Origin of the sequence: Rossellomorea aquimaris, from assembly GCF_001877785.1 — a bacterium.
GTDB classification, from domain to species: domain Bacteria; phylum Bacillota; class Bacilli; order Bacillales; family Bacillaceae_B; genus Rossellomorea; species Rossellomorea aquimaris_A.
The window spans coordinates 1-20,863 of record NZ_MINN01000071.1 but is presented as its reverse complement, the minus strand read 5'-3'; the positions used below and the strand labels follow the sequence as shown (position 1 = coordinate 20,863).

Annotated in this window: 20 protein-coding genes; 5 read left to right on the top strand and 15 right to left on the bottom strand. The window is 45.1% G+C overall.

Annotated features, from left to right (window positions below; all coding sequences use genetic code 11):
* Window positions 1-6: 6 nt before the first annotated feature.
* Window positions 7-1,251 (bottom strand): Glu/Leu/Phe/Val family dehydrogenase, encoded by a 1,245-nt coding sequence (locus BHE18_RS03190; RefSeq protein ID WP_032086368.1) that lies wholly within the window; start codon window positions 1,249-1,251, stop codon window positions 7-9.
* Window positions 1,252-1,436: 185 nt separating this feature from the next.
* Window positions 1,437-2,633 carry an ornithine--oxo-acid transaminase gene (locus BHE18_RS03185; protein ID WP_071617203.1) on the bottom strand — a complete coding sequence of 399 codons (1,197 nt, stop codon included), beginning with the start codon at window positions 2,631-2,633 and terminating at the stop codon, window positions 1,437-1,439.
* Window positions 2,634-2,915: 282 nt separating this feature from the next.
* On the opposite strand from BHE18_RS03185, the gene BHE18_RS03180 reads away from it, so the two are divergent.
* On the top strand, window positions 2,916-4,307 hold the full coding sequence (locus BHE18_RS03180; protein ID WP_071617202.1) for a sigma-54 interaction domain-containing protein: 1,392 nt from the start codon (window positions 2,916-2,918) through the stop codon (window positions 4,305-4,307).
* 286 nt (window positions 4,308-4,593) lie between these two features.
* Here BHE18_RS03180 and BHE18_RS03175 read toward each other — a convergent pair whose 3' ends face one another.
* From BHE18_RS03175 to BHE18_RS03130, 10 genes are all read right to left on the bottom strand, one after another.
* Window positions 4,594-4,893, bottom strand: coding sequence for a hypothetical protein (locus BHE18_RS03175; RefSeq protein WP_141771803.1), 300 nt, complete (start codon window positions 4,891-4,893; stop codon window positions 4,594-4,596).
* Between the two features lie 54 nt (window positions 4,894-4,947).
* The gene (locus BHE18_RS03170) at window positions 4,948-6,408 is read right to left on the bottom strand and encodes a catalase (protein ID WP_071617200.1); all 1,461 of its coding nucleotides are present in this window, start codon (window positions 6,406-6,408) and stop codon (window positions 4,948-4,950) included.
* 189 nt (window positions 6,409-6,597) lie between these two features.
* The gene (locus tag BHE18_RS03165) at window positions 6,598-6,930 is read right to left on the bottom strand and encodes a DUF779 domain-containing protein (protein ID WP_071617199.1); all 333 of its coding nucleotides are present in this window, start codon (window positions 6,928-6,930) and stop codon (window positions 6,598-6,600) included.
* 1 nt (window position 6,931) lies between these two features.
* On the bottom strand, window positions 6,932-8,452 hold the full coding sequence (gene adh / locus BHE18_RS03160; protein ID WP_071617198.1) for an aldehyde dehydrogenase: 1,521 nt from the start codon (window positions 8,450-8,452) through the stop codon (window positions 6,932-6,934).
* A 181-nt stretch (window positions 8,453-8,633) separates the two neighbouring features.
* A complete protein-coding gene (locus BHE18_RS03155) occupies window positions 8,634-9,200 on the bottom strand; it encodes an MEDS domain-containing protein (protein WP_071617197.1) in 567 nt (188 codons plus the stop codon).
* A 203-nt stretch (window positions 9,201-9,403) separates the two neighbouring features.
* Window positions 9,404-9,979 carry an MEDS domain-containing protein gene (locus BHE18_RS03150; protein ID WP_071617196.1) on the bottom strand — a complete coding sequence of 192 codons (576 nt, stop codon included), beginning with the start codon at window positions 9,977-9,979 and terminating at the stop codon, window positions 9,404-9,406.
* Between the two features lie 120 nt (window positions 9,980-10,099).
* The gene (gene yugI / locus BHE18_RS03145) at window positions 10,100-10,507 is read right to left on the bottom strand and encodes a S1 domain-containing post-transcriptional regulator GSP13 (protein ID WP_071617195.1); all 408 of its coding nucleotides are present in this window, start codon (window positions 10,505-10,507) and stop codon (window positions 10,100-10,102) included.
* A gap of 190 nt (window positions 10,508-10,697) precedes the next feature.
* Window positions 10,698-11,963: a hypothetical protein gene (locus BHE18_RS03140; RefSeq protein WP_071617194.1), complete on the bottom strand. Its 1,266-nt coding sequence runs from the start codon at window positions 11,961-11,963 to the stop codon at window positions 10,698-10,700.
* The gene (locus BHE18_RS03135) at window positions 11,956-12,549 is read right to left on the bottom strand and encodes an RNA polymerase sigma factor (protein ID WP_235860239.1); all 594 of its coding nucleotides are present in this window, start codon (window positions 12,547-12,549) and stop codon (window positions 11,956-11,958) included. The genes BHE18_RS03140 and BHE18_RS03135 overlap by 8 nt, the downstream gene beginning before the upstream one ends.
* A 122-nt stretch (window positions 12,550-12,671) precedes the next feature.
* The gene (locus BHE18_RS03130) at window positions 12,672-12,968 is read right to left on the bottom strand and encodes a spore morphogenesis/germination protein YwcE (RefSeq protein ID WP_071617193.1); all 297 of its coding nucleotides are present in this window, start codon (window positions 12,966-12,968) and stop codon (window positions 12,672-12,674) included.
* 368 nt (window positions 12,969-13,336) lie between these two features.
* On the opposite strand from BHE18_RS03130, the gene BHE18_RS03125 reads away from it, so the two are divergent.
* Complete coding sequence (locus BHE18_RS03125) at window positions 13,337-14,665, top strand: sodium-dependent transporter (RefSeq protein WP_071617192.1); 1,329 nt, start codon at window positions 13,337-13,339, stop codon at window positions 14,663-14,665.
* Window positions 14,666-15,293: 628 nt separating this feature from the next.
* Window positions 15,294-15,656 carry a helix-turn-helix domain-containing protein gene (locus tag BHE18_RS03120; RefSeq protein ID WP_071617191.1) on the top strand — a complete coding sequence of 121 codons (363 nt, stop codon included), beginning with the start codon at window positions 15,294-15,296 and terminating at the stop codon, window positions 15,654-15,656.
* Between the two features lie 173 nt (window positions 15,657-15,829).
* Here BHE18_RS03120 and BHE18_RS03115 read toward each other — a convergent pair whose 3' ends face one another.
* Together BHE18_RS03115 and BHE18_RS03110 are read right to left on the bottom strand one after the other, a co-directional pair.
* A complete protein-coding gene (locus BHE18_RS03115; protein WP_071617190.1) occupies window positions 15,830-17,005 on the bottom strand; it encodes an aminotransferase in 1,176 nt (391 codons plus the stop codon).
* Window positions 17,002-17,502 carry an Lrp/AsnC family transcriptional regulator gene (locus tag BHE18_RS03110; protein WP_071617189.1) on the bottom strand — a complete coding sequence of 167 codons (501 nt, stop codon included), beginning with the start codon at window positions 17,500-17,502 and terminating at the stop codon, window positions 17,002-17,004. The genes BHE18_RS03115 and BHE18_RS03110 overlap by 4 nt, the downstream gene beginning before the upstream one ends.
* A gap of 168 nt (window positions 17,503-17,670) precedes the next feature.
* On the opposite strand from BHE18_RS03110, the gene BHE18_RS03105 reads away from it, so the two are divergent.
* Both BHE18_RS03105 and BHE18_RS03100 read left to right on the top strand, forming a co-directional pair.
* Complete coding sequence (locus tag BHE18_RS03105; protein WP_083573592.1) at window positions 17,671-18,573, top strand: alpha/beta fold hydrolase; 903 nt, start codon at window positions 17,671-17,673, stop codon at window positions 18,571-18,573.
* A gap of 154 nt (window positions 18,574-18,727) precedes the next feature.
* Window positions 18,728-19,924, top strand: coding sequence for a MalY/PatB family protein (locus tag BHE18_RS03100; protein ID WP_071617188.1), 1,197 nt, complete (start codon window positions 18,728-18,730; stop codon window positions 19,922-19,924).
* A 97-nt stretch (window positions 19,925-20,021) separates the two neighbouring features.
* Here BHE18_RS03100 and BHE18_RS03095 read toward each other — a convergent pair whose 3' ends face one another.
* The gene (locus tag BHE18_RS03095; protein ID WP_071617187.1) at window positions 20,022-20,558 is read right to left on the bottom strand and encodes a superoxide dismutase family protein; all 537 of its coding nucleotides are present in this window, start codon (window positions 20,556-20,558) and stop codon (window positions 20,022-20,024) included.
* Window positions 20,559-20,863: the final 305 nt, after the last annotated feature.

The following is a 20,863-nucleotide window of genomic DNA, read 5'->3' as shown; positions in this document are numbered from 1 at the left end:
GATGGGTTACACCCAACCTCTGAATCTTGAGGCTTCTGCCATCTTGCGAGCGCCGACCATGTATGCAGCCAGGCGCATATTGACCCGGCGGTTCTGGGATGTTTCATATACATTGTTAAATGCATCGACAAGTTTAGCTTCAAGCTTCTCGTTTACTTCATCTTCGGACCAGTAGTACCCTTGATTGTTCTGAACCCATTCGAAATAGGATACCGTTACACCGCCGGCACTTGCCAGTACATCGGGCACGAGCAGGATCCCTCTTTCTGAAAGGATGCGTGTCGCTTCAAGAGTAGTCGGTCCATTTGCAGCTTCTACCACAATGGATGCCTTGATATCATGAGCATTTTTTTCCGTGATCTGGTTGGAGATCGCTGCCGGCACCAGGATATCACATTCAAGTTCCAGCAGTTCTTTATTCGAGATTGTATTCTCGAATAATGTCGTCACCGTACCGAAACTGTCGCGACGGTCCAGCAGGTAATCAATATCCAGTCCGGCAGGATCATGAAGTGCACCGTGCGCGTCAGAAATGGCGATCACTTTCGCTCCGGCATCATGCATGAACTTGGCAAGGAAACTTCCTGCATTACCGAATCCCTGGATGACAACCTTTGCACCTTTAATATCGATGCCGCGTTTCTTCGCTGCCTGATCGATACAGATTGTGACCCCTTGTGCAGTTGCTTTTTCACGGCCCTGGGAACCGCCGAGAACGATCGGTTTACCCGTGATGAAGCCGGGTGAATCATTTTCTCGGAGACGGCTGTATTCATCCATCATCCAAGCCATGATCTGCGAGTTTGTGTACACATCAGGGGCAGGAATATCTTTAGTCGGTCCTACAATCTGACTGATTGCCCTCACATATCCGCGGCTTAACTTTTCAAGTTCTGTGAAAGACATTGTACGCGGATCACATACTATACCGCCTTTTCCTCCACCATACGGCAGATCGACGATTCCGCACTTCAGACTCATCCACATGGACAAAGCTTTCACTTCTTCTTCATCCACTTCAGGGTGAAAACGAACGCCCCCCTTGGTAGGTCCGACAGCATCATTATGCTGTGCACGGTAACCCGTGAATACCTTGATGCTGCCGTCATCCATGCGCACCGGTATCCGGACAGTCAGCATACGGATCGGTTCTTTCAGGAGTTCATACATTTCCTCTGAGTAACCTAATTTTGATAAAGCATCATTAATGACATGCTGTGTAGAAGTAAACAGATTAAGGTTTTCTCCCATTTTAAACATTCGCCTCTTTATTATGTGATCTGAAACGTAGATATTGTAACATATTACCTTGTACTAAACCATTGGCTTTTCAAAAATAAATACAATCTTTCGTACGCGCTTTAAAGGGACATTACTTATCTATTCAAGGCGTAAGAAAAACGTGAAAGCTCGGGCTCTATCCAATCCGCTTTATCTTATTTGGAAAGGACTTTCTTGATGCGTTCGATTGCCCAGTCGAGCTCTTCCTGTGAAATCACAAGCGGAGGAGCGAAACGGATCACAGTGTCATGCGTTTCTTTACAAAGGAGCCCTTCCTCTTTCAATTGTTCACAATATTTACGTGCAGGTTCATGCAGTTCAACCCCGATGAACAATCCTCTTCCTCGGACTTCCTTAATCATAGGATTGTCTATCTCACGAAGTTTACTCATAAAGTATTCACCGAGTTCAAGTGAACGGTCCGCAAGCTTTTCATCAAGGAGGACATCAAGGGATGCGACCGATACTGCGCAAGCCATCGGATTTCCGCCGAAAGTCGAGCCATGTGAACCTGGATTGAATACACCAAGAACTTCTTTGCTTGCAACAACGCAGGAGATCGGGAATACTCCGCCGCCGAGTGCTTTTCCAAGGATGTACATATCCGGATCCACATCTTCCCACTCACATGCGAACATTTTACCTGAACGTGCAAGGCCGGCCTGGATTTCATCAGCTATAAACAATACATTGTTTTCTTTACAAAGCTCGTAAGCTGCTTTCAGGAACCCTTCAGGAGGGATGACGATTCCCGCTTCGCCCTGGATCGGTTCGATCAGGAATGCAGCAGTGTTCGGCGTAATCGCTTCTTTCAATGCATCAAGGTCACCATAATTGATGAGGTTGATGCCCGGGAGCATCGGACCGAATCCGCGCTTGTATTCTTCTTCTGAAGAAAGGGAAACCGCCGTCATCGTCCTTCCGTGGAAGTTTCCGTTACATGCGATGATTTCCGCTCTGTTTTCTTCCACGCCTTTCACATCATAAGCCCAGCGGCGTGCCGTTTTGATGGCTGTTTCTACTGCTTCTGCACCAGTGTTCATAGGAAGGGCCATATCCTTACCAGTCAGCTTACAAATCTTTTCATACCATGGAGCCAGCTGATCGTTATGGAATGCACGTGATGTCAAAGTCACGCGGTCTGCCTGATCTTTCAGCGCCTGAATGACCTTCGGGTGACGGTGTCCCTGGTTGACCGCTGAATAGGCACTCAGCATATCCATGTACTTATTGCCTTCCGGATCCTTCACCCAGACACCTTCTGCATGTGAGATGACAATTGGAAGCGGATGATAGTTTTTCGCACCATACTTTTCTGTTTGTTCGATAATTGAATGAGTACTTACTGACATAACAAAATTCCTCCTTACTTGAAATGACGGATGCCTTTTATAAAAATTGCTGCTTGCGGAATCTTTTTTTAAGGTTACATAACATACATGCAAAAAAAATTTGCATTTAGAAAACCCTTACATTTATAATAATGCAAAAGATGGTTGCATTTTTCAAGAGTTTTTTTAAAATTTTATCATTAAGCGCTTACAAATGAATTTGTTCTACTGGAATAATTATTTTATTGGATTTACACCGCCATAAAAAGAATCTGGAACATCAATAATGAGGAGAGGGACATCATGCAGGAATCCGAAAAACGCTTGTATATGTATGAAAAAGTAGCTGAACATCTCGAAACGGGTGTCCATGTCATCGACTCACGGGGCAGGACGATCATCTACAACCGCAAAATGCGGGAAATAGAAGGAATGGAAATAGAAGACGTATTGGACAAGAATCTGCTTGATGTATTCCAATTCCGCGGCGAAGAGGAAAGTACTCTTCTTAAAGTCCTGAAAACCAGGGAGCCGGCGCTCAATGTCAAACAAACCTACTTTAATATAAATGGAATAGAAATCACGACCATCAATGATACGTTTCCGATCTTCCATGACAGTGTATTGATCGGCGCAATTGAAATCGCCCGGGATATCACTATGCTTGAAAAGATGATGCGAGATAATCCGCACAAACGCATGAACACCCTCTATACATTCGATAGTATTGTCGGAAAGAACGTCCGACTGAAGGAAGCCGTCGAAACCGGCAAAAAAGCGGCAAGGACCTCTTCCCCGGTCTTGATCTGCGGAGAAGCAGGGACCGGTAAAGAGCTGTTCGCTCAGAGCATCCATAACGGAAGCGCCCGCTCGGATCATCCATTCATTGCACAGAATTGCGCCTCCCTTCCGGAAGAAATGCTTGAAAGCATGCTGATTGATGGACATAACGCAGCATCCGGCCTAAGTGAAACGGAACATCAACAAAACCTTTTTCAGCAGGCACATGGCGGTACGCTGCTTCTCGATGAAATCAACCTATTAACCCCTTCCCTCCAGAAAAAGCTGTTAAACATCCTGGAAGGAGATTCGAATCTCGCTTATGATGTCCGGGTGATCGCCACCGTAAATGAAGACCCGATCGATGCGATTTCAGAAGGACGCCTGTTGAAAGAACTGTATTATCGATTAAGCGTTATTTCCATCTTCATCCCTTCCCTCCGCGACCGGAAAGAAGATTTGAAAGAACTGCTCTCATTTTTCATCAAACAGTTCAATCATCATTTCGCATTGAACATCAAGGGGCTGACGAGGAAAGTCGAAGATACTTTCCTGGAATACGACTGGCCCGGGAATGTTCGCGAAATGGAGCATGTGATCGAAGGTGCTTTCAACCTGGCCGGCTTCGAGGAAATGATCGATTTCTACCATCTGCCCATCGGCTTCAGACAGCGTCTGCACCACGGTTTTTACAGCCAGGGAGTCCAAGAACAATCTGACTTTCTCTACCAGTCGGGAAGTGATATAAAACCTCTCGAGAAGTTTGTGGAGGAAGCCGAAACTTATTATATTCAAAAAGCTTTAAAACACCATGATTACAATATCACCCAGACTGCAAAATCACTTGGCATGAGCCGCCAAAATCTGCAGTACCGGATCAGGAAGTATGGGATTGAGCGAGGGGCAGGGTATTGAGTTGATGGTGGAATATTGTATGGTGGAGCGGCCATGCCCTGGGGTTGGGTGTGGCTTTTTTGTTGTTGGGTTGTGGATGGAATGTGAAGGTGGAGATTGGTGAATGGCACGTCAAGGACGGAATTTGTCGATTTTTGAAGAATCGTCGATATCTTGTTGATTTGGTCGATATAAGATTATTTTGGACGATATACTTAAAAATCAGGCGATAACTTGGGGAAATGGACGATATATTTAAATTCCGGTCGATAAAACGGATGAAAAAATTTTGTCATCACTCCTGCAATTAGTCAGCTGGTAAGTAGCATTGCCCTTCAATAAAGCGTGCGTGAATTATGTCGATTTTTGAAGAATTGCCGGTAAGTGCGTGATTTTTGTTGGTAAATCTGAATTTTTGTTGGTAAATCCAAATAATCGTTGGTAACCCCCTATTTTTTGTTGATAAATCCATATCACCCATACACCCCACCCCAATTTCTGTCCAAATCCCATAAATCCACCCCCGCCTTAAACCAAAACACAGCAAAAAAGCACCAGCCCCCTCACGGCAAACAAACCGAAAAGCGACCGGCACCCCTGCAATCATAGCTTAGCTGCTATTCCATCACTCCCAATTAGGAGTCGAACCCATAACCACCCTCTACTTCACATACTCCAAATAAGGACTCAAATCCACCCCTGCACCTTCTGCAATTCTCTTCCCGAGTTCCTCATCGGCGCGGTAGAAATTACAGATTGCACGCAGAGCAATGCGTTCGCTGACAGCGCTCAGCTCTGCTGTGAGATTTTTCACCAGCTGGTCCTTCACTTCCGCTGAATAGCTTCTGTACACACGACCTGCCTGACCGAAATCATCGGTCTTCTCGATTTTCTGCCGGCCCCTTTCGCCTGTCACAGGCTGGTTCACTTCTGTGTAGCCTTCCACTTCCTTCGGCTCGCCGCCAAAACTGTTTGGTTCATAATTGATCGGACTCGTTTGCTGCTTGAAAGGCATGGCACCGTCTCTTTGATAATTATTGACTTTTGCAAACGGACAGTTGATCGGCAGCTGCTGATAGTTTGCCCCGATGCGGTAGCGCTGCGTATCGGAATAGGAGAACAGACGGCCTTGAAGCAGTTTGTCTTCTGAAGGAAGCATGCCGTTTACGAGCACTCCCGGATTGAAGCCGACGGATTCCGTTTCCGCAAACACGTTCTCAGGATTCCTGTTTAAAATCATCGTACCAACGAAATGAGACGGGATTTCTTCTTCCGGCCAGTCCTTCGTTGCATCGAGCGGGTCGAAGTCGAACGAATCCAAATCCATCGGATCGAGGATCTGTACATATAAATCCCACTCCGGGTAATTTCCTTTTTCAATGGCTTCGTATAAGTCGCGGCTAGCATGATTGAAGTCATGAGCCTGTATTTCTGCCGCTTCTTCGGCTGAAAGATTCACAACCCCTTCTTTCGGCCTCCAATTCAACTTGATGTAAACCGTGTTCCCTGCTTCATTCACCCATTTGAAAGAATGGACGCTTGATCCTCTCATCTGACGGTAGCCGGCAGGAATTCCTTCATCCGTGAAAAGATGGACAAGCATATTGGTCGATTCCGGAGACAAAGACATGAAATCCCAATATCGCTCCCCGTCCTGGATATTTGTCCGCGGATCCGGCTTTAAGGAATGTACCATGTCCGGGAACTTCATGGCATCGCGGATGAAGAAGACAGGCAGATTATTCCCTACGAAGTCCCAGTTTCCTTCTTCCGTGTAAAATTTCACGGCAAACCCGCGTGGATCCCTTAATGTTTCAGGAGAATGCTGCCCGTGAATGACTGTGGAAAAACGGGCAAACACCGGTGTCTCTGTTCCGGAATCTTGCAAAAACTTCGCTTTCGTATACTTCTTCATGCTGTTTTTCGTGATGAAGACTCCGTGGGCCCCGGCCCCTCTCGCGTGAACGACTCGTTCCGGCACGCGCTCCCTGTCAAAATGGGCCAATTTTTCAATCAGTTGATAATCCTCCAGTAAAGAAGGTCCCCTGCGGCCTGCAGTCATTGAGTTCTGATTATCACCGATGGGCGTACCTTGGTTCGTCGTTAATTTCTTTCTATCCATATTGAACACTCCTTTAAATTAGAATGATTATTAAGTAAGTATATTTTTATTTTACTTAATTGAGAATGAAAGTCAATAACAAATTATAATTATTTTAAATTAATAACTATTAAAAAAGACAACTTAAACAAATAAGTTGTCTTTTTAAAGCTATTATTCTCTTTTTAAAAATAGAACTGCCTTGAGAAACTAAGACTTGATCAACTTGGAATCCGTGATGAACCTCATTCCTTCGGTGGATTCCAAAGAGAACACGCCTCCCCTTCCTGGCTTCACATCCAATATGATCTTGAAATGCTTCCAGTATTCATATTGCTGCGAGTTCATATAGAAAGGACAATCAGCCACAGTACCCACCAACACATCGCTGTCACCAATGATCAAATCATCCTGGCTCAAACACATCGGGGAACTACCGTCACAGCAGCCTCCTGATTGATGAAAAAGGAGCGGTCCATGCTTGCTCTTAACCTTTTCGATCAATTGGATTGCCTGCTCTGTCGCTTCCAGTCTGTTTTCCATTTTAGAAGAATCCTAATTTCTTAGGGCTGTAGCTTACAAGAAGGTTCTTCGTTTGCTGGTAGTGGGAAAGCATCATCTTATGGTTTTCACGTCCGATACCTGACATTTTGTATCCGCCAAATGCTGCGTGAGCAGGGTATTGGTGGTAACAGTTTGTCCATACGCGTCCCGCCTGGATTTCCCTTCCGAAACGGTAAGCGGTATTCATATCACGAGTCCAGACTCCCGCTCCCAGGCCGTAAAGTGTGTCATTGGCAATTTCAAGCGCTTCTTCCTTCGTTTTGAAAGTTGTGACTGACACAACTGGTCCAAAGATTTCTTCCTGGAAGATGCGCATGCTATTGTCGCCTTTAAATACAGTCGGCTTCACGTAGAAACCTGTTTCATGATCGCCGTCTAATTTATTCTGCTCCCCGCCAATCAGACATTCTGCCCCTTCTTGTTTACCGATTTCGATGTAAGAAAGGATTTTATCCAATTGTTCCTGAGAAGCTTGAGCACCAAGCATAGTGTCTGTATCCAGCGGATTGCCCTGCTTGATTTGTTTCACGCGCTCGATCGCTCTTTCCATGAACTTGTCATAGATTGATTCCTGGATAATCGCCCTTGAAGGACAAGTACATACTTCACCTTGGTTCAGCGCGAACATGACAAATCCTTCCACAGCTTTATCCAGGAAATCATCATCTTCATTCATGATATCTTCAAAGAAGATATTCGGTGATTTACCGCCAAGTTCAAGTGTGACAGGAATGATATTTTGAGAAGCATATTGCATGATCAGGCGTCCGGTCGTCGTTTCCCCGGTGAAGGCAACCTTGCCGATGCGCTTACTTTGTGCAAGCGGTTTACCTGCTTCAACACCAAAACCTTGAACGACGTTTAATACCCCGTTAGGAAGCAGATCCTGTATTAATTCAACAAGAACCATGATGGAAGCCGGTGTTTGTTCAGCCGGTTTCAAGATGACGCAGTTCCCGGCAGCCAGCGCAGGAGCAAGCTTCCATGTAGCCATCAAAATCGGGAAGTTCCAAGGGATGATCTGTCCAACTACCCCAATCGGCTCATGGAAGTGATAAGATACCGTGTCTTGATCAAGTTCGCCGACGGAACCCTCCTGAGCTCTGATGCATCCGGCGAAATAACGGAAATGATCAACGGCTAACGGTAAATCTGCAGCTAAAGTCTCACGGACGGGTTTTCCGTTATCCCATGTTTCGGCCACTGCAAGCATTTCCAGGTTTTCTTCAATGCGATCGGCGATTTTATTTAAAATGGACGATCTCTCAGCTACAGATGTTTTCCCCCAGGCATCCTTCGCCGCATGCGCTGCATCCAGTGCCTTTTCCACATCCGCTTCGTTTGAACGCGCGATTTTCGTAAATACTTTCCCTGTTACAGGTGATACATTCTCGAAGTACTCACCACTTGCCGGCGGAACAAATTCCCCGCCGATGAAGTTATCATATGTGTCTTTGAATTGAACCAGTGAACCTTCTGTATTCGGATTATTATAAAGCATTGGAGTCCCTCCCGATTGTTATGTATTTCCATTTATTAAAGCGCTTTCATTTTTCATTATAGTCTATCTTAGTTGTACGGACAAGTATATTGTTTGAAAATTATTTATTTTCCGCTAAATGATGGACTGGATATAAATCAAGCGGCAGATACCCACAACTGGAATTTGCCGCTTTCCCTGGTTACAGCTGGACTTTATTGTATAAGGTCGATTCAATAAGATCCTCATCCGTCATAATAAGAGGATGGCTTTGCTCTAAAATCGCCTGCATATCCGCTGGCATTTTTTCTGCTTCATATGCACATACAAGAGTAAGCTGCTGTTCATTAACCAATTTATCCGTTTCTTTTTCGAACCAATCCACGATATGGGACGGGTTCTCAAGCGCCCCCCACTCTACGTTTGTCCAGGTTCTGAATGGAGCATCACCGTTGAAATAAGGCGTGTAAATCTTCATCAATTGCTCATAGATGGCAGGTGGATGATAGCTCCCGCTTGATAGATAAAAATCGTAATTACTGATCGCGTGAACACGTTTAAATTGATTATCAGTCAGCTCCTCTTTTAAGCGATCGATCAGAAACTTCAGGTTTCTTTCACTCTCAATAAGAATGACCGTTTCCCCTGACTTCACCCCGTCAACAAGATAGGCAGTAACCTTTTTGATATAAGTTTCTTTGTTGTGGTAACAGTAAAGGATGTGTGCGCATGGTTTTGATTTTACAAAACCATTTATTTCTTCTTCCATTCCATGACACTCTCCTTTCGTTTCCCTTATAACATGTATTCGTTATCAATCTTTAATACCCTTGTTCAGTTAAAGAAGTCTTCCATCCAATTATTGATCTTTCATAGTGGTCAGATTGGTAAATCCACTATAAAGATGCCTTCAGTGGGCAGAAGTTTAATTCAGCACATATAATAAAAAGCGAATGAGTCATGTATGTGGAATCAATCGCCTTTTTTAACCAACATATCTGAAGGGTCGTATGTATTTGATTTCATCAGGTTCTCATCCGTCATGATATGAGGATGGCTTTTTTCCAGAATGGACTGCATCTCTGGAGGCATTTTCTCCTTACCATATGCACAAACCACTTTCAGTTTATACTGGAGTACTGCTTTATCCGTTTCTTTTTCAAACCAGTCTATGATTTGAGAGGGATCGTCCAGCGAACCCCATTCCACGTTAGCCCAGGAACGAAAGGGAATATCGTTCTCTATATAGGGAGCGATCGTTTTGGTCAATTGCTTGTAAACGGCAGGTGGATGGTAGCTCCCCCTTGTAAGGTAGAACTCAAAGTTACTGACCGCGTGAACTTTTTCTATTTGATCATCAGTCAAGCGACTCTTTAATTGTTTGAATATAATCTTTATGTTCCTTTCATTCTCAATAAGAATAACTGAATCTCCACTCTTGATTCCCTCGGTAATGTAGACAATGGCATTTTTTATATAAGCTTCACCATTATCATAGGAGTACAGGACATGAGCACATGTGTTTTGGTTCATTATTTCCCCTTTCATTTTAATCTCTCCCCCTTCCCTATCACTCTTTCTATATACAATTTCGGTAACACCCCGCAGAAACCCTTTATAAAAAGAAAAACCACCCCGTCTCTATGACGGGGTGGTTTTATTGAAAGATTACTTCTTGATTAGATCTTCACGTTCAGATTGCTCGATCCATTCTTCAAGCTTGTCTTTAAGTGTGTTGAAGCCAGCTGGAGTAGTTTCTTCCGCTGCCGGTTTCACACTTCCTTGACGGCGTGCTTTTTTCGCTGCTGCAGGTTTTGCTTGTGGTGCAGGAGCTTCTTCTGTAGCACGGATTGAAAGGCTGATTTTACCAGCTGATTCGTCCACTGATAATACTTTAACCTTTACTTCGTCGCCTACTGAAAGGTGCTCGTTAACGTCTTTCACGAAACCGTGTGTGATTTCAGAGATGTGAACAAGTCCTTGTGTTTCTTCGTCTAATGCAACAAATGCTCCGTATGGCTGGATGCCTGTAACTTTACCTGTTACGACAGATCCTGTTTCGAATTTTGTAGTCATGGTAACACTCCTAGTATATATATTATTTTTCTCTTTTACACGCAATTTTAGATTATACCATAGATTATGGTTTTCGGCAAAAAGGATTTACAGGAGCAGCCAATATTCCTTTTATTCATCTAAAAAACGCATCTCACTAGTTATGTTTCCCTATTTTCCTCATTATTAAAACAATTGCCATTTTCGCTTTTTACTGATTTTCGTATATATCTTCCGTTTCTGAAGATATGATGACAGGCGTATATTGAACCCAGCGATCAGGCTTCATATAATCAGATTCACTCAGTTCCTGCAACACTTCTTTCACCTTGCCTCCGGTTTCATATGAAGGATATGTTTCTGCCACATATTCATACGCTTCCTGGACTTCGGGCTTCAGCTTTCCATTTCCCGAAAAAATCGGCTGATCGACGCCGCCGTTCACGAAATAATGAAAGAGAAGGTCAAAATCCCTGCTCACTTCATTTCTGAATGCAGAATCCTCGGGGAGTTCCTTCAACAATTGTTCTAACATAATGAGACGGTCTCCAGCTTCCTTCCACCCTTTTGTGAACTCTCCTGCCTTCAGTACAGATGACTGGCGGGCTTTCATATAAGAAACATACACTTCCGGAAGGGCATTGCCTGAAATCATGTTGAAATACTCAAAGTTAATGGACGTTTCAAGGGTGTCTTCCCTTTCATTGTAAGTCAGCCCAACGGCATTGTTCATGATCCCGTCCAGCATCTTTCTGAATTCACCTGGATAAGGCTGAGGGGCATTCAGGCTCTTCATATTGATTTCACCATTTTTTATATGCGGTTCCCACGATTCTTTGTATTCATTTAATTTGGCCTCATAGATGGGCAGCAGATTTGTCTGCTTTTCCATAAACTCCTTGGTCCACACTTCCGCTTCCACCATTGTGATACCGTCCTTGAGGCTTCTTATCATCATATCCGGGGTCCTCAGTGATTCTTCGACCCAGTCCTTCCCCCGATCCACCCAATCAAGTTTCTCTTCAAGAGTATAATCACGCTTTGGGATCGATTCAACATAAACCAAGTGGCCTTTTGCATCCTTATCTAGCTGTGTGGTGCTGAAGGTTGCCTCATTAAAGCCGAGTCGCTCCATCGCCTGTGTTTTCCTTAGGTCGTAGAGAGCTTCTGCATCCTCCATTTCTGCCTGCAGCGTTTCATTTTGATGTGACTGCTCGGTCGCCTGACGGTTTTGCCCTTCTCCATCGTCGGTTTTTTCGCCTCCCATTGTCAATTGCAGCGCCAGTACGGTCCCGATCAGAAGGACACCGAAGAAGCTGGCGGCATAGGGCCAATGAATGAGGGGGCGGGGGTTTTTGACAGTGTTTCGTTCTTCCCTAATGGCTTTAATAATGTCACTGGCATCTGTTTGAACAGGCATTTTCTTATACGACCGGTCAAGCAGTTCCATCCTTTTATCAAACATTTTGTCATCCATTGAGTGTCCCCTCCCCGTTTTCCGCTTCCTCCAGCAGTTTTTTCAAAAGGCCTTTCCCTCTCAGGATCCTGGTTTTAATGGTTGAGAGATTCACAGATAAAATGTCGGCTATCTCTTCATATTTCCTTTCGTGAAAATAATATAGGATGATCGGCGCTCTATATTTGTCGTCAAGCTCCTGGATGCATTCGTGGAGAACACGATCCTCTTCTTCCCTTATTAATTGCCCACTCTCTTGGACTGAACCTTCACCCGGTTCGTTCATTATTTTTTGGAGCCGCTTTGCATGCTGGTTCTCTTTCCTTTTGAAATCCCTCGATACATTCAGTGTTATTTTATATAACCAGGTAGTGAACTTCGCATGGGTGAACCCGTCGATGAACCGGTACACCCTTATGAAAACCTCCTGACTGATGTCAGGAATGTTATCGATGTGATTTCCCATCTGATAAGCGAAACGCTCCACAATGGGAGAATATACAGTAATCAGTTTGCTGTAGGCGGAAAGATCGCCCTTCTTTGCCCTCTCGATGAGCTGAAAATCATCCACTGCGGTTAACTCTCCTTCCATACTGCTTTTCTTCATTATGTAACGCTGCCAAATTAGATATTGTTTCACAAAAGAGGGAATTTTTAAAAATTATGTACATTCCATTCTATCATCCGGATTTAGGGGCAAAAAAAATAAATCCCCGAAGCAAGGGGGATTTATTTTTCAGTATTCAATTTGCTCATTTCCATCATTTTCTTTCTGTGCTTTTTCAGATACGGAGCAGCATATAACCAGAACGCTGCCAGATGTGCGAACGCAAAGTTGAAGACAAACAGGCTCCAGAATGTAACATGGCCCCATCCTCCCATTTCAGGGACGGCTACATAATAAATGAAGATTGCCCATAATGCGAGTAAAAATGGAATGTGGATCAATGCCCATTTCCGGTGTTCGATCCATAAAAATAAAGGAGTGGCCGTTGCAACGAATAAATACACCATAAACATATCCATAAATGATCCCTCCTGTTTCAAGTTATGAAGCGCTTTCAATTTTGACTAATTAATGACGAATTTTTGTCCAATTTGTGAACGTATTGTTACCATTAGTATACTATACTTTTCTAACTTTTCCAGCCCGTTTTTATATTTTCAATTAAATAGGAGTTTTTTCATGATTTAAAGTGCTTTCAACCATACTATTTCTGAAGGGATATTGATTTTTTTGAAAAATCCATGAATTCATTACATTTACAACCATTTTTAATATATATTGAAAAATTCAAACTCCGGTGTACACTCCCTGAAAAACATAGTAGTATGAAAAAATCGTTTTGTTTTTAAAACTTAAAAAGAATAGTCTTCAGAAAGGAGCATCTGACATGGCAAAGAAACAACAATGGTCTTCGAAAATTGGATTTATTTTGGCGGCTGCGGGGTCTGCAATCGGCCTCGGGGCCATTTGGAAATTCCCATATATGGCCGGGGCAAACGGCGGAGGGGTGTTCTTTCTTCTTTTCATCGTTTTCACCATTTTGATCGGCACACCGATCCTGCTTGCTGAGTTTGTGATCGGCAGACGGGCCGGGGCCGATGCCATTACTTCTTATAAGAAGCTGGCACCCGGATCAGCGTGGTACTTGATCGGCTATCTCGGCACGGTCGTTTCGTTTATCATTCTTTCGTTTTACAGTGTCGTGGGAGGGTGGATCCTTTCTTACCTTGGCAGAAGCTTTACAGGTGCACTTTCTGGTAAAACACAGGAGCAATACGGAACCTTATTTGAAAGCATCATTGCAAACCCGTGGGAGATCCTGATTACCCAAGCGATATTTATCGTCATGACGGTCATGGTCGTACAGGGCGGGATCCAAAAAGGGATTGAACGTGCAAGCCGCTATATGATGCCGTCTTTATTCATTTTATTTCTTATTCTTATGGCACGCTCGCTCACCCTTGAAGGCGCAATGGAAGGTGTCAGGTTCCTGCTTGTCCCCGACTGGAGCTTCCTGACGGGTGAAACAGCCCTGCTTGCGCTTGGACAGGCCTTCTTCTCCTTGACGGTGGGGTTGTCCGTCATGGTAACCTACGCATCCTATCTTTCAAAGGAGGACAGTATGCCGCGTTCGGCGATTTCCGTAACTGGACTGAATATTTTCATTTCTCTGCTGGCCGGGCTGGTGATCTTCCCGTCTGTTTATGCACTGGGATTCCAGCCTGATGAAGGACCAGGAATCGCCTTTGTCGTTCTGCCGGCCGTCTTTAATGAAATAGCTTTCGGCGGAATTTTCCTGACCGTCTTTTTAATTCTCCTGCTGTTTGCAACGCTGACATCCGCATTTTCAATACTTGAAATCGGTGTCGCCGCCCTTACAAAAGGAAATCAAAAGAAAAGGATGCCATATACGTGGCTGATGGGAATCCTCGTATTCATCGCTGGAATTCCAAGTGCCCTGTCTTTCGGTGTATTCAGTGACTTCACCCTGCTCGGACGGAATTTCTTTGATTTTGCAGACTATATCACGAGCAGCTTCGGCCTCCCGATCGGCGCACTATTCATCAGTATCTTTGTCTCTTACCGTTTGAAGAGGGAGGATGTCCTGCACGAAATCCAGCAGGGTTCCTCCATTTCAGGGGGCATGTTCAACGCCTGGATCATCCTGCTGCGCTACATCGTTCCGGTGGCGATTATATTGGTATTCTTATCCTGAACCGTTTGAATGAGAATAGGAACTGGCGTTTTGGTCTTAGTAGAACCCGGACTAACTTGTATTCTAAGAAGCAAATCAGTTCGGGTTTTTAGTTTCTATAATCTTGATTAGTTCTTCCCAGCGGTTGATTGTAGTGCAAGACGAAGACTCCTGCGGGAAATGTAGCTTATGTGAGACCTGTCAAGCTCCAGGGCTTAGAGGCACATGTCATAAGTCAAACCGGCCAAGAAGGCAAAGAACGCCTTCGTGACCGATTCGCCTTATGCCACCAGCCTCTAAACAAAGCCCTTCCGCTTTTCTTCCCGCAGGCTTGCCGAGGAGGCTCACGGGCTACCCGCGGAAAGCGAAGTCTTGCACGGAAATCATTAGCGGTATTTTACGGGCTAAACTGGAAATAGTCGCATTAGTTTTTTTGCTTTGTCCCTCCGATATTTATTAACAGAATGTTCAAGTATCCGCCGTCTAATTATTTCCAGCCGGTGATAAACTGGAAATAGTCGCATTAGTTTTTTTGCTTTGTCCCTCCGATATTTATTAACAGAATGTTCAAGTATCCGCCGTCTAATTATTTCCAGCCGGTGATAAAATAGAAGTAAGAAGAAACTATGATCATTGGGAGGGATCCAGGATGTCACACTTTGGTAAGAATTTGAAGAGAGTCAGAGAAGACCGCAATATCTCTCAGCGGGAGTTAGCCCTGAAAGCGCGTTTAGGCACTAGTACAATCGAGAAGTATGAGAACAATGAACAGATTCCTGATACACAGACCATCCTGAAGCTGTCTACGGTTCTTGACATTCCCGCTTCGGAGCTTCTGGAACGTGAAGAAGTCAATCATCATCCGTCAGGGATCGATGCTGAAATTGAACAGCTGATCAAAGAAATCGGTTCCAAACGGACAAAACTCATCCTCAGAAAAGCGAAGGAATTCTCAGAAGAAGATTTTTTGCGCGTGATGCAGATGCTGTATGAAGTGAAATACGAAAAATAATATAAAAAATATGTATAGAAGTCTTAAAAACGGTTCATACTGAAACTAAGCTTTCTAAGTATTCCCCCTTTTGTTTTCATTTGTTGGACGATTATCGGATCGTCCTATTTTTTTTTTGCCTTAGAACTCCATAAAAAAAACAGGCGCCAAATAAGCAGGCACCCGGTCCTTCATTAATTACCGCTATGATTCTCAACAAACCTTTTCATCCGCTTGACCGCTTCCTGCAGCTGTTCCATCGAAGACGCATAGGAGCAGCGGATGTGTCCTTCCCCGCCTTTGCCGAACACATTGCCGGGAACGACTGCAACCTTTTCCTCCATTAATAGCTTTTCTGCAAATTCTTCAGACGACAGCCCGGTTTTGGCTACTGACGGAAATGCATAGAATGCCCCTCCGGGAAGATGGCACCCGAGACCCATTTCATTCAGGGAATCAACAAAATAATGTCTGCGATGGCGATAGCTCCGCTTCATTTCCATTACTTCTTCCATTCCCTTATCAAGCGCCTCGACTGCAGCATATTGTGCAGGGGTCGAAGCACACATCATCGCATACTGATGGATTTTCAGCAGGGGAGCCGCTATTTCCGCCGGTGCGCAAATAAAGCCGAGTCTCCATCCGGTCATCGCAAATCCTTTGGAGAAACCGTTGATCACGATTGACCTGTCCCTCATCCCTGAGAGGGAGGCGATTGAAACGTGACCGTGATCATAGGCAAGCTCTGAATAAATTTCATCTGACAGCACTACAAGGTCATGACGGCGGATGACTTCCGCTATCTCCTCGAGATTTTCCCGTTCCAGCACGGTCCCTGTCGGATTATTCGGCGAGCACAGAAGAACAGCCTTCGTCCTTTCTGTTATCGCTTCTTCCAGTTCTTCGGCAGTAAGTTTAAAACCATTCTCAGGCTTCGTTTCCACGGTCACGGGTGTACCGCCTGCAAGCTGCACGAGCGGGACGTATGATACGAATCCAGGTTCGACGACCACTACTTCATCACCCGGATCGATGATGGCGCGCATGCTGATATCCAGTGCTTGACTCGCCCCTGTTGTTAAGATGATTTCAGTGTTGGGATCATACTCGGCTCCATAGCCATTTTTCATATATCCGCTTATTTTTTCACGCAGTTCCAGAAGACCCGCATTCGCTGTATAAGAAGTGAAACCCTGCTCCAATGAAAGGATGGCCGCTTCCCTCACCGTCCAGGAAGTAATGAAATCAGGTTCCCCCACTCCAAGGGAGATGACGCCTTCCATATTGGCCGCCAGATCAAAGAATCGGCGGATTCCGGACGGCTTCAGGTTTTCCACCGACTTCGCAATATATGATGTCTTAGTCGTCATGGTGACACCACAATCCGTTTGTCTTCATTGGAATCACCGAAAATGGTGCCGTCATGCTTATATTTTTTCAGCTGAAAATGAGTCGTAGTGGAAATGACTGAATCCAGCGTAGAAAGCTTTTCTGATACAAATTTGGCGACTTCATTCATGGAACGCCCTTCGACCGTGACCGACAGATCATAGGCACCCGACATGAGGTAGACGCTTTTCACTTCTTTATATCGGTAAATCCGCTGGGCCACTTCATCGAAACCGACGCCCCGCTTCGGGGTCACCTTTACGTCGATGATTGCAGTGACACCTTCATGCCCTTCCACTTTTGACCAATCCACAATCGAGCTGTAGCGCACCAAAATATTTTCATTCTCAAGCTTCACCAGTGTCTCTTTCACTTCTTCAGATGAAACCTGAAGCATTTTCCCCAGACTCTCTGATGAAATCCTTGCATCTTTCTGTAAGATTCTCAGTAAATCAAGCTCCAAATCGCTAAGCTGCATAGTGCTCCTCCTTCATATCACTTAAATGGTACCATTATAGCAGAAGCTGCAAAAATAGAAAGCGATCCCCCGGGTTTTTCCTATCCTGAAATCAAATTGTAAAAAGGTGTTAAATAACTGAAAAAGGGTAAAATACGATAAAACCATCATTGCGGGGAGTGACGAATCATGCGGGAAAACGATTTTGCAAGAACGGTAAACGTCAATGGAGCGAATATTTACTATGAATACCATCAGCACCCGACAGCATCGGAAACCTTCGTTCTTCTACATGGATTTCTATCTTCATCTTTCAGTTTCAGACGGCTGACCCCTCTTTTGAAAGAAACGTATAATGTCATTTCAATTGATCTCCCCCCATTCGGCAGCAGTGATAAATCGGGCCGCTTCATCTATTCATATGACAATCTGGCCAATACCGTCATCTCGCTGCTCGATCACTTGGATGTGAGGAACATCCACCTGACCGGGCATTCTATGGGAGGGCAGATTGCGCTGAATGTGATGAAAAAAGAACCTACACTCGTCGATAAAGGGATTCTTCTGTGCAGCTCAGGTTATCTGAAAAAAATGAAATGGCCCGTTATGATGGCGAGCCGTATTCCATTCTTCCACCTGTATGTAAAGCTTTGGCTGACACGTTCCGGCATCCGCAGAAACCTGGAGAATGTCGTCCATAACCTGGATCTCATCGATGATGAAATGATGTTCGGCTACATGAAACCATTCCTTGAGGATGATATCTTCAAAGCACTGACCCGCATGATACGGGACCGTGAAGGGGACCTGTCCATCCGCGACTTAAAAAAAATAGATACCCCCTGCCTGCTCGTATGGGGAGAGCATGACAGGGTGGTGCCGCTCTCGACAGGTCACAGACTTGCCGCGGATCTCCCTCAATCAAAGCTTGTCGTTTTAAAGGATACCGGTCATCTGGTACCTGAAGAAAGGCCCGAGGAAGTACTGGGGCACATCCGGGAATTTATAAGCTCTGAAGCAGAGGGATACGTAAGGCGGGAACGTCAGCAGTTTGAAAAGGGAGTTCCCTCTGCGCTTCTCAGTGAAACGTAAGGAGGAAGACCCTTTATGGTCAATGTCCGGCTTGCGGCTTGCCCTCCCTCCTTTAAATGGTAAACAAATCATTTTCATCTTTTTGCATTCCATAATAAGATGAAAGCAGCATGCAAAAACTGCCGCTCCATTTGCGGCACCATTGCTGCAGGCTATGACCATTTTAACCGGAAAGGGGTATTTGATCGTGAATGAATTCAAGACAATAATCGACCGGAAAGGGACATCCTCCGTCAAATGGGATATGACCAAGACGGTATTCGGAAAAGAGGATATACTCCCTATGTGGGTGGCGGATATGGATTTCCTCCCTCCCAGAGAAGTAACTGAATCCCTGAAAGAGAGATTGGATCACGGCATATTCGGCTACACCTTTGTCGGCGACGGTCCCGCCGAAGCAATCGCCGGATGGGTCAAAAAACGCCACGGATGGGATATACATACCAAATGGCTGCAATATAGTCCCGGTGTCGTACCGGCTATCGGAACCATCATCCAGGCACTGACCGAACCAGGCGACAAGGTATTGGTGCAATCCCCGGTCTATACTCCGTTCTTCAGCATGACCGAGGAAAACGGCCGCGTCATCGAAAATGCTCCGCTCGTCTATGAAAACGGAACATACAGCATTTCCTTCACGGAATTTGAAGAGTCATTGAAAAAAGGGGTTAAAGTCTTCCTGCTCTGCAACCCTCACAATCCAAGCGGACGTGTATGGACCCGGGAAGAATTGACCAAAATGGCGGACCTTTGCAAAAAATACGATGTCATCATCGTCTCCGATGAGATACACTCAGACCTAGTTTATAAATCCCATACACATATCCCGATTGCATCCATCGATGAAAGCTATCAGGATATGACCATCACGTGTATCGCACCAAGCAAAACCTTCAACCTGGCAGGTCTGCAGTCGTCAGCCATGATCACACCGAACAAGGACTTCCGCGAAAAAATCGCAGGCGTCCATAAAAAACAGGGCTTTTTCACCCTTAACACATTCGGGATCACAGGCATGGAAGCTGCCTACCGCCACGGTGAAAGATGGCTGGAAAACATCCTGGACTACTTATCCGAAAATGCTGCCATCACAAAGTCATATGTCGAGGAACATCTTCCTGATCTGCATCTTGTCGAGCCGCAGGGAACCTACCTCCTTTGGATCGACTGCAGCAAACTCGGCCTCACAGACGATGAACTTAAAGAGCGCCTGCTGGAAAAAGGCAGGCTGGGCCTGGAACCCGGACCTAAATACGGAAAGGGCGGCGAAGGCTTTGTGAGGATGAACATCGCCTGTCCGCGCGAAATCCTGATGGATGGACTGGATAGACTTCTTAAGGCGCTTGGATGATTGCTCTTTTGCTTCAGACGGACTGCTCTAGTTGCACATAGAAAAGCCCTCTGTGCCGAAAAAAATCGGTAAAGAGGGCTTTTTCTTGTTTCTCATTTTATTTCTTCTCTTTTTCCTTTGCGATTTCACCGCAGGCGATCCTGGCCCCGGAATCCCCTGCCGGCTGCGTCATGCCGTCATCTTTATTTTCGGTGATGATGAGGGATGTTCCGTCTTTCGTAAATAAGGACGTCTTCCCTTTGCTCATCGTCACGGTAGGCGCCATTAGTTTCACCTTTGCCACACCGTCGCCTTCCACGATGATATTCGGCAGGTCGCCGCCATGAGCACCTTCAGGATGAAGCAGTCCATGCTTTTTATCATCAGGATTGAAATGATTGCCGGCAGATACGAAGTCAGGACGCTTGCACGCTCCCTTTTCATGAAAATGGATGCCATGTTCCCCCGGCGGCAGTCCTTCAAGATCAAGGTCCACTTCCACTCCCTCGGAAACTTCCTGCAGAATCACCTTACCAAGCGAATCACCCGTCTCATTTTTCATATCGAGTTCCATCTTCTTCGGATTTTCAATGGCACACGCACCGAGAAGCACAGCCGTCACTGCTATGTACAGTATCATATTCTTTTTCATCATAGATTCCTCCAAATGTACATACTCATCCTCCATTTTTGACTAGTTGGAGGGAAAGTATTCTTGTCGGGGGGAGGATTTTCGGTGACGGGGTTGCAATTGGTTATGGGAGTTTTCGGGAGAATTGTGTTTATGGACGTTTCTTTTGGGGGTATCAACGTTTTTCGGAGATTATCAACAATTTTGGACTTCTGTCAAGAAAATGGACACCTAAAAATGAGAATGTTTTAGCTGAAATCCCTACCGCACTTTCGTTTGGTGGGGCATTAGAAACAATCAATCTAAAACCAAGATTGATTGCCTCTAAC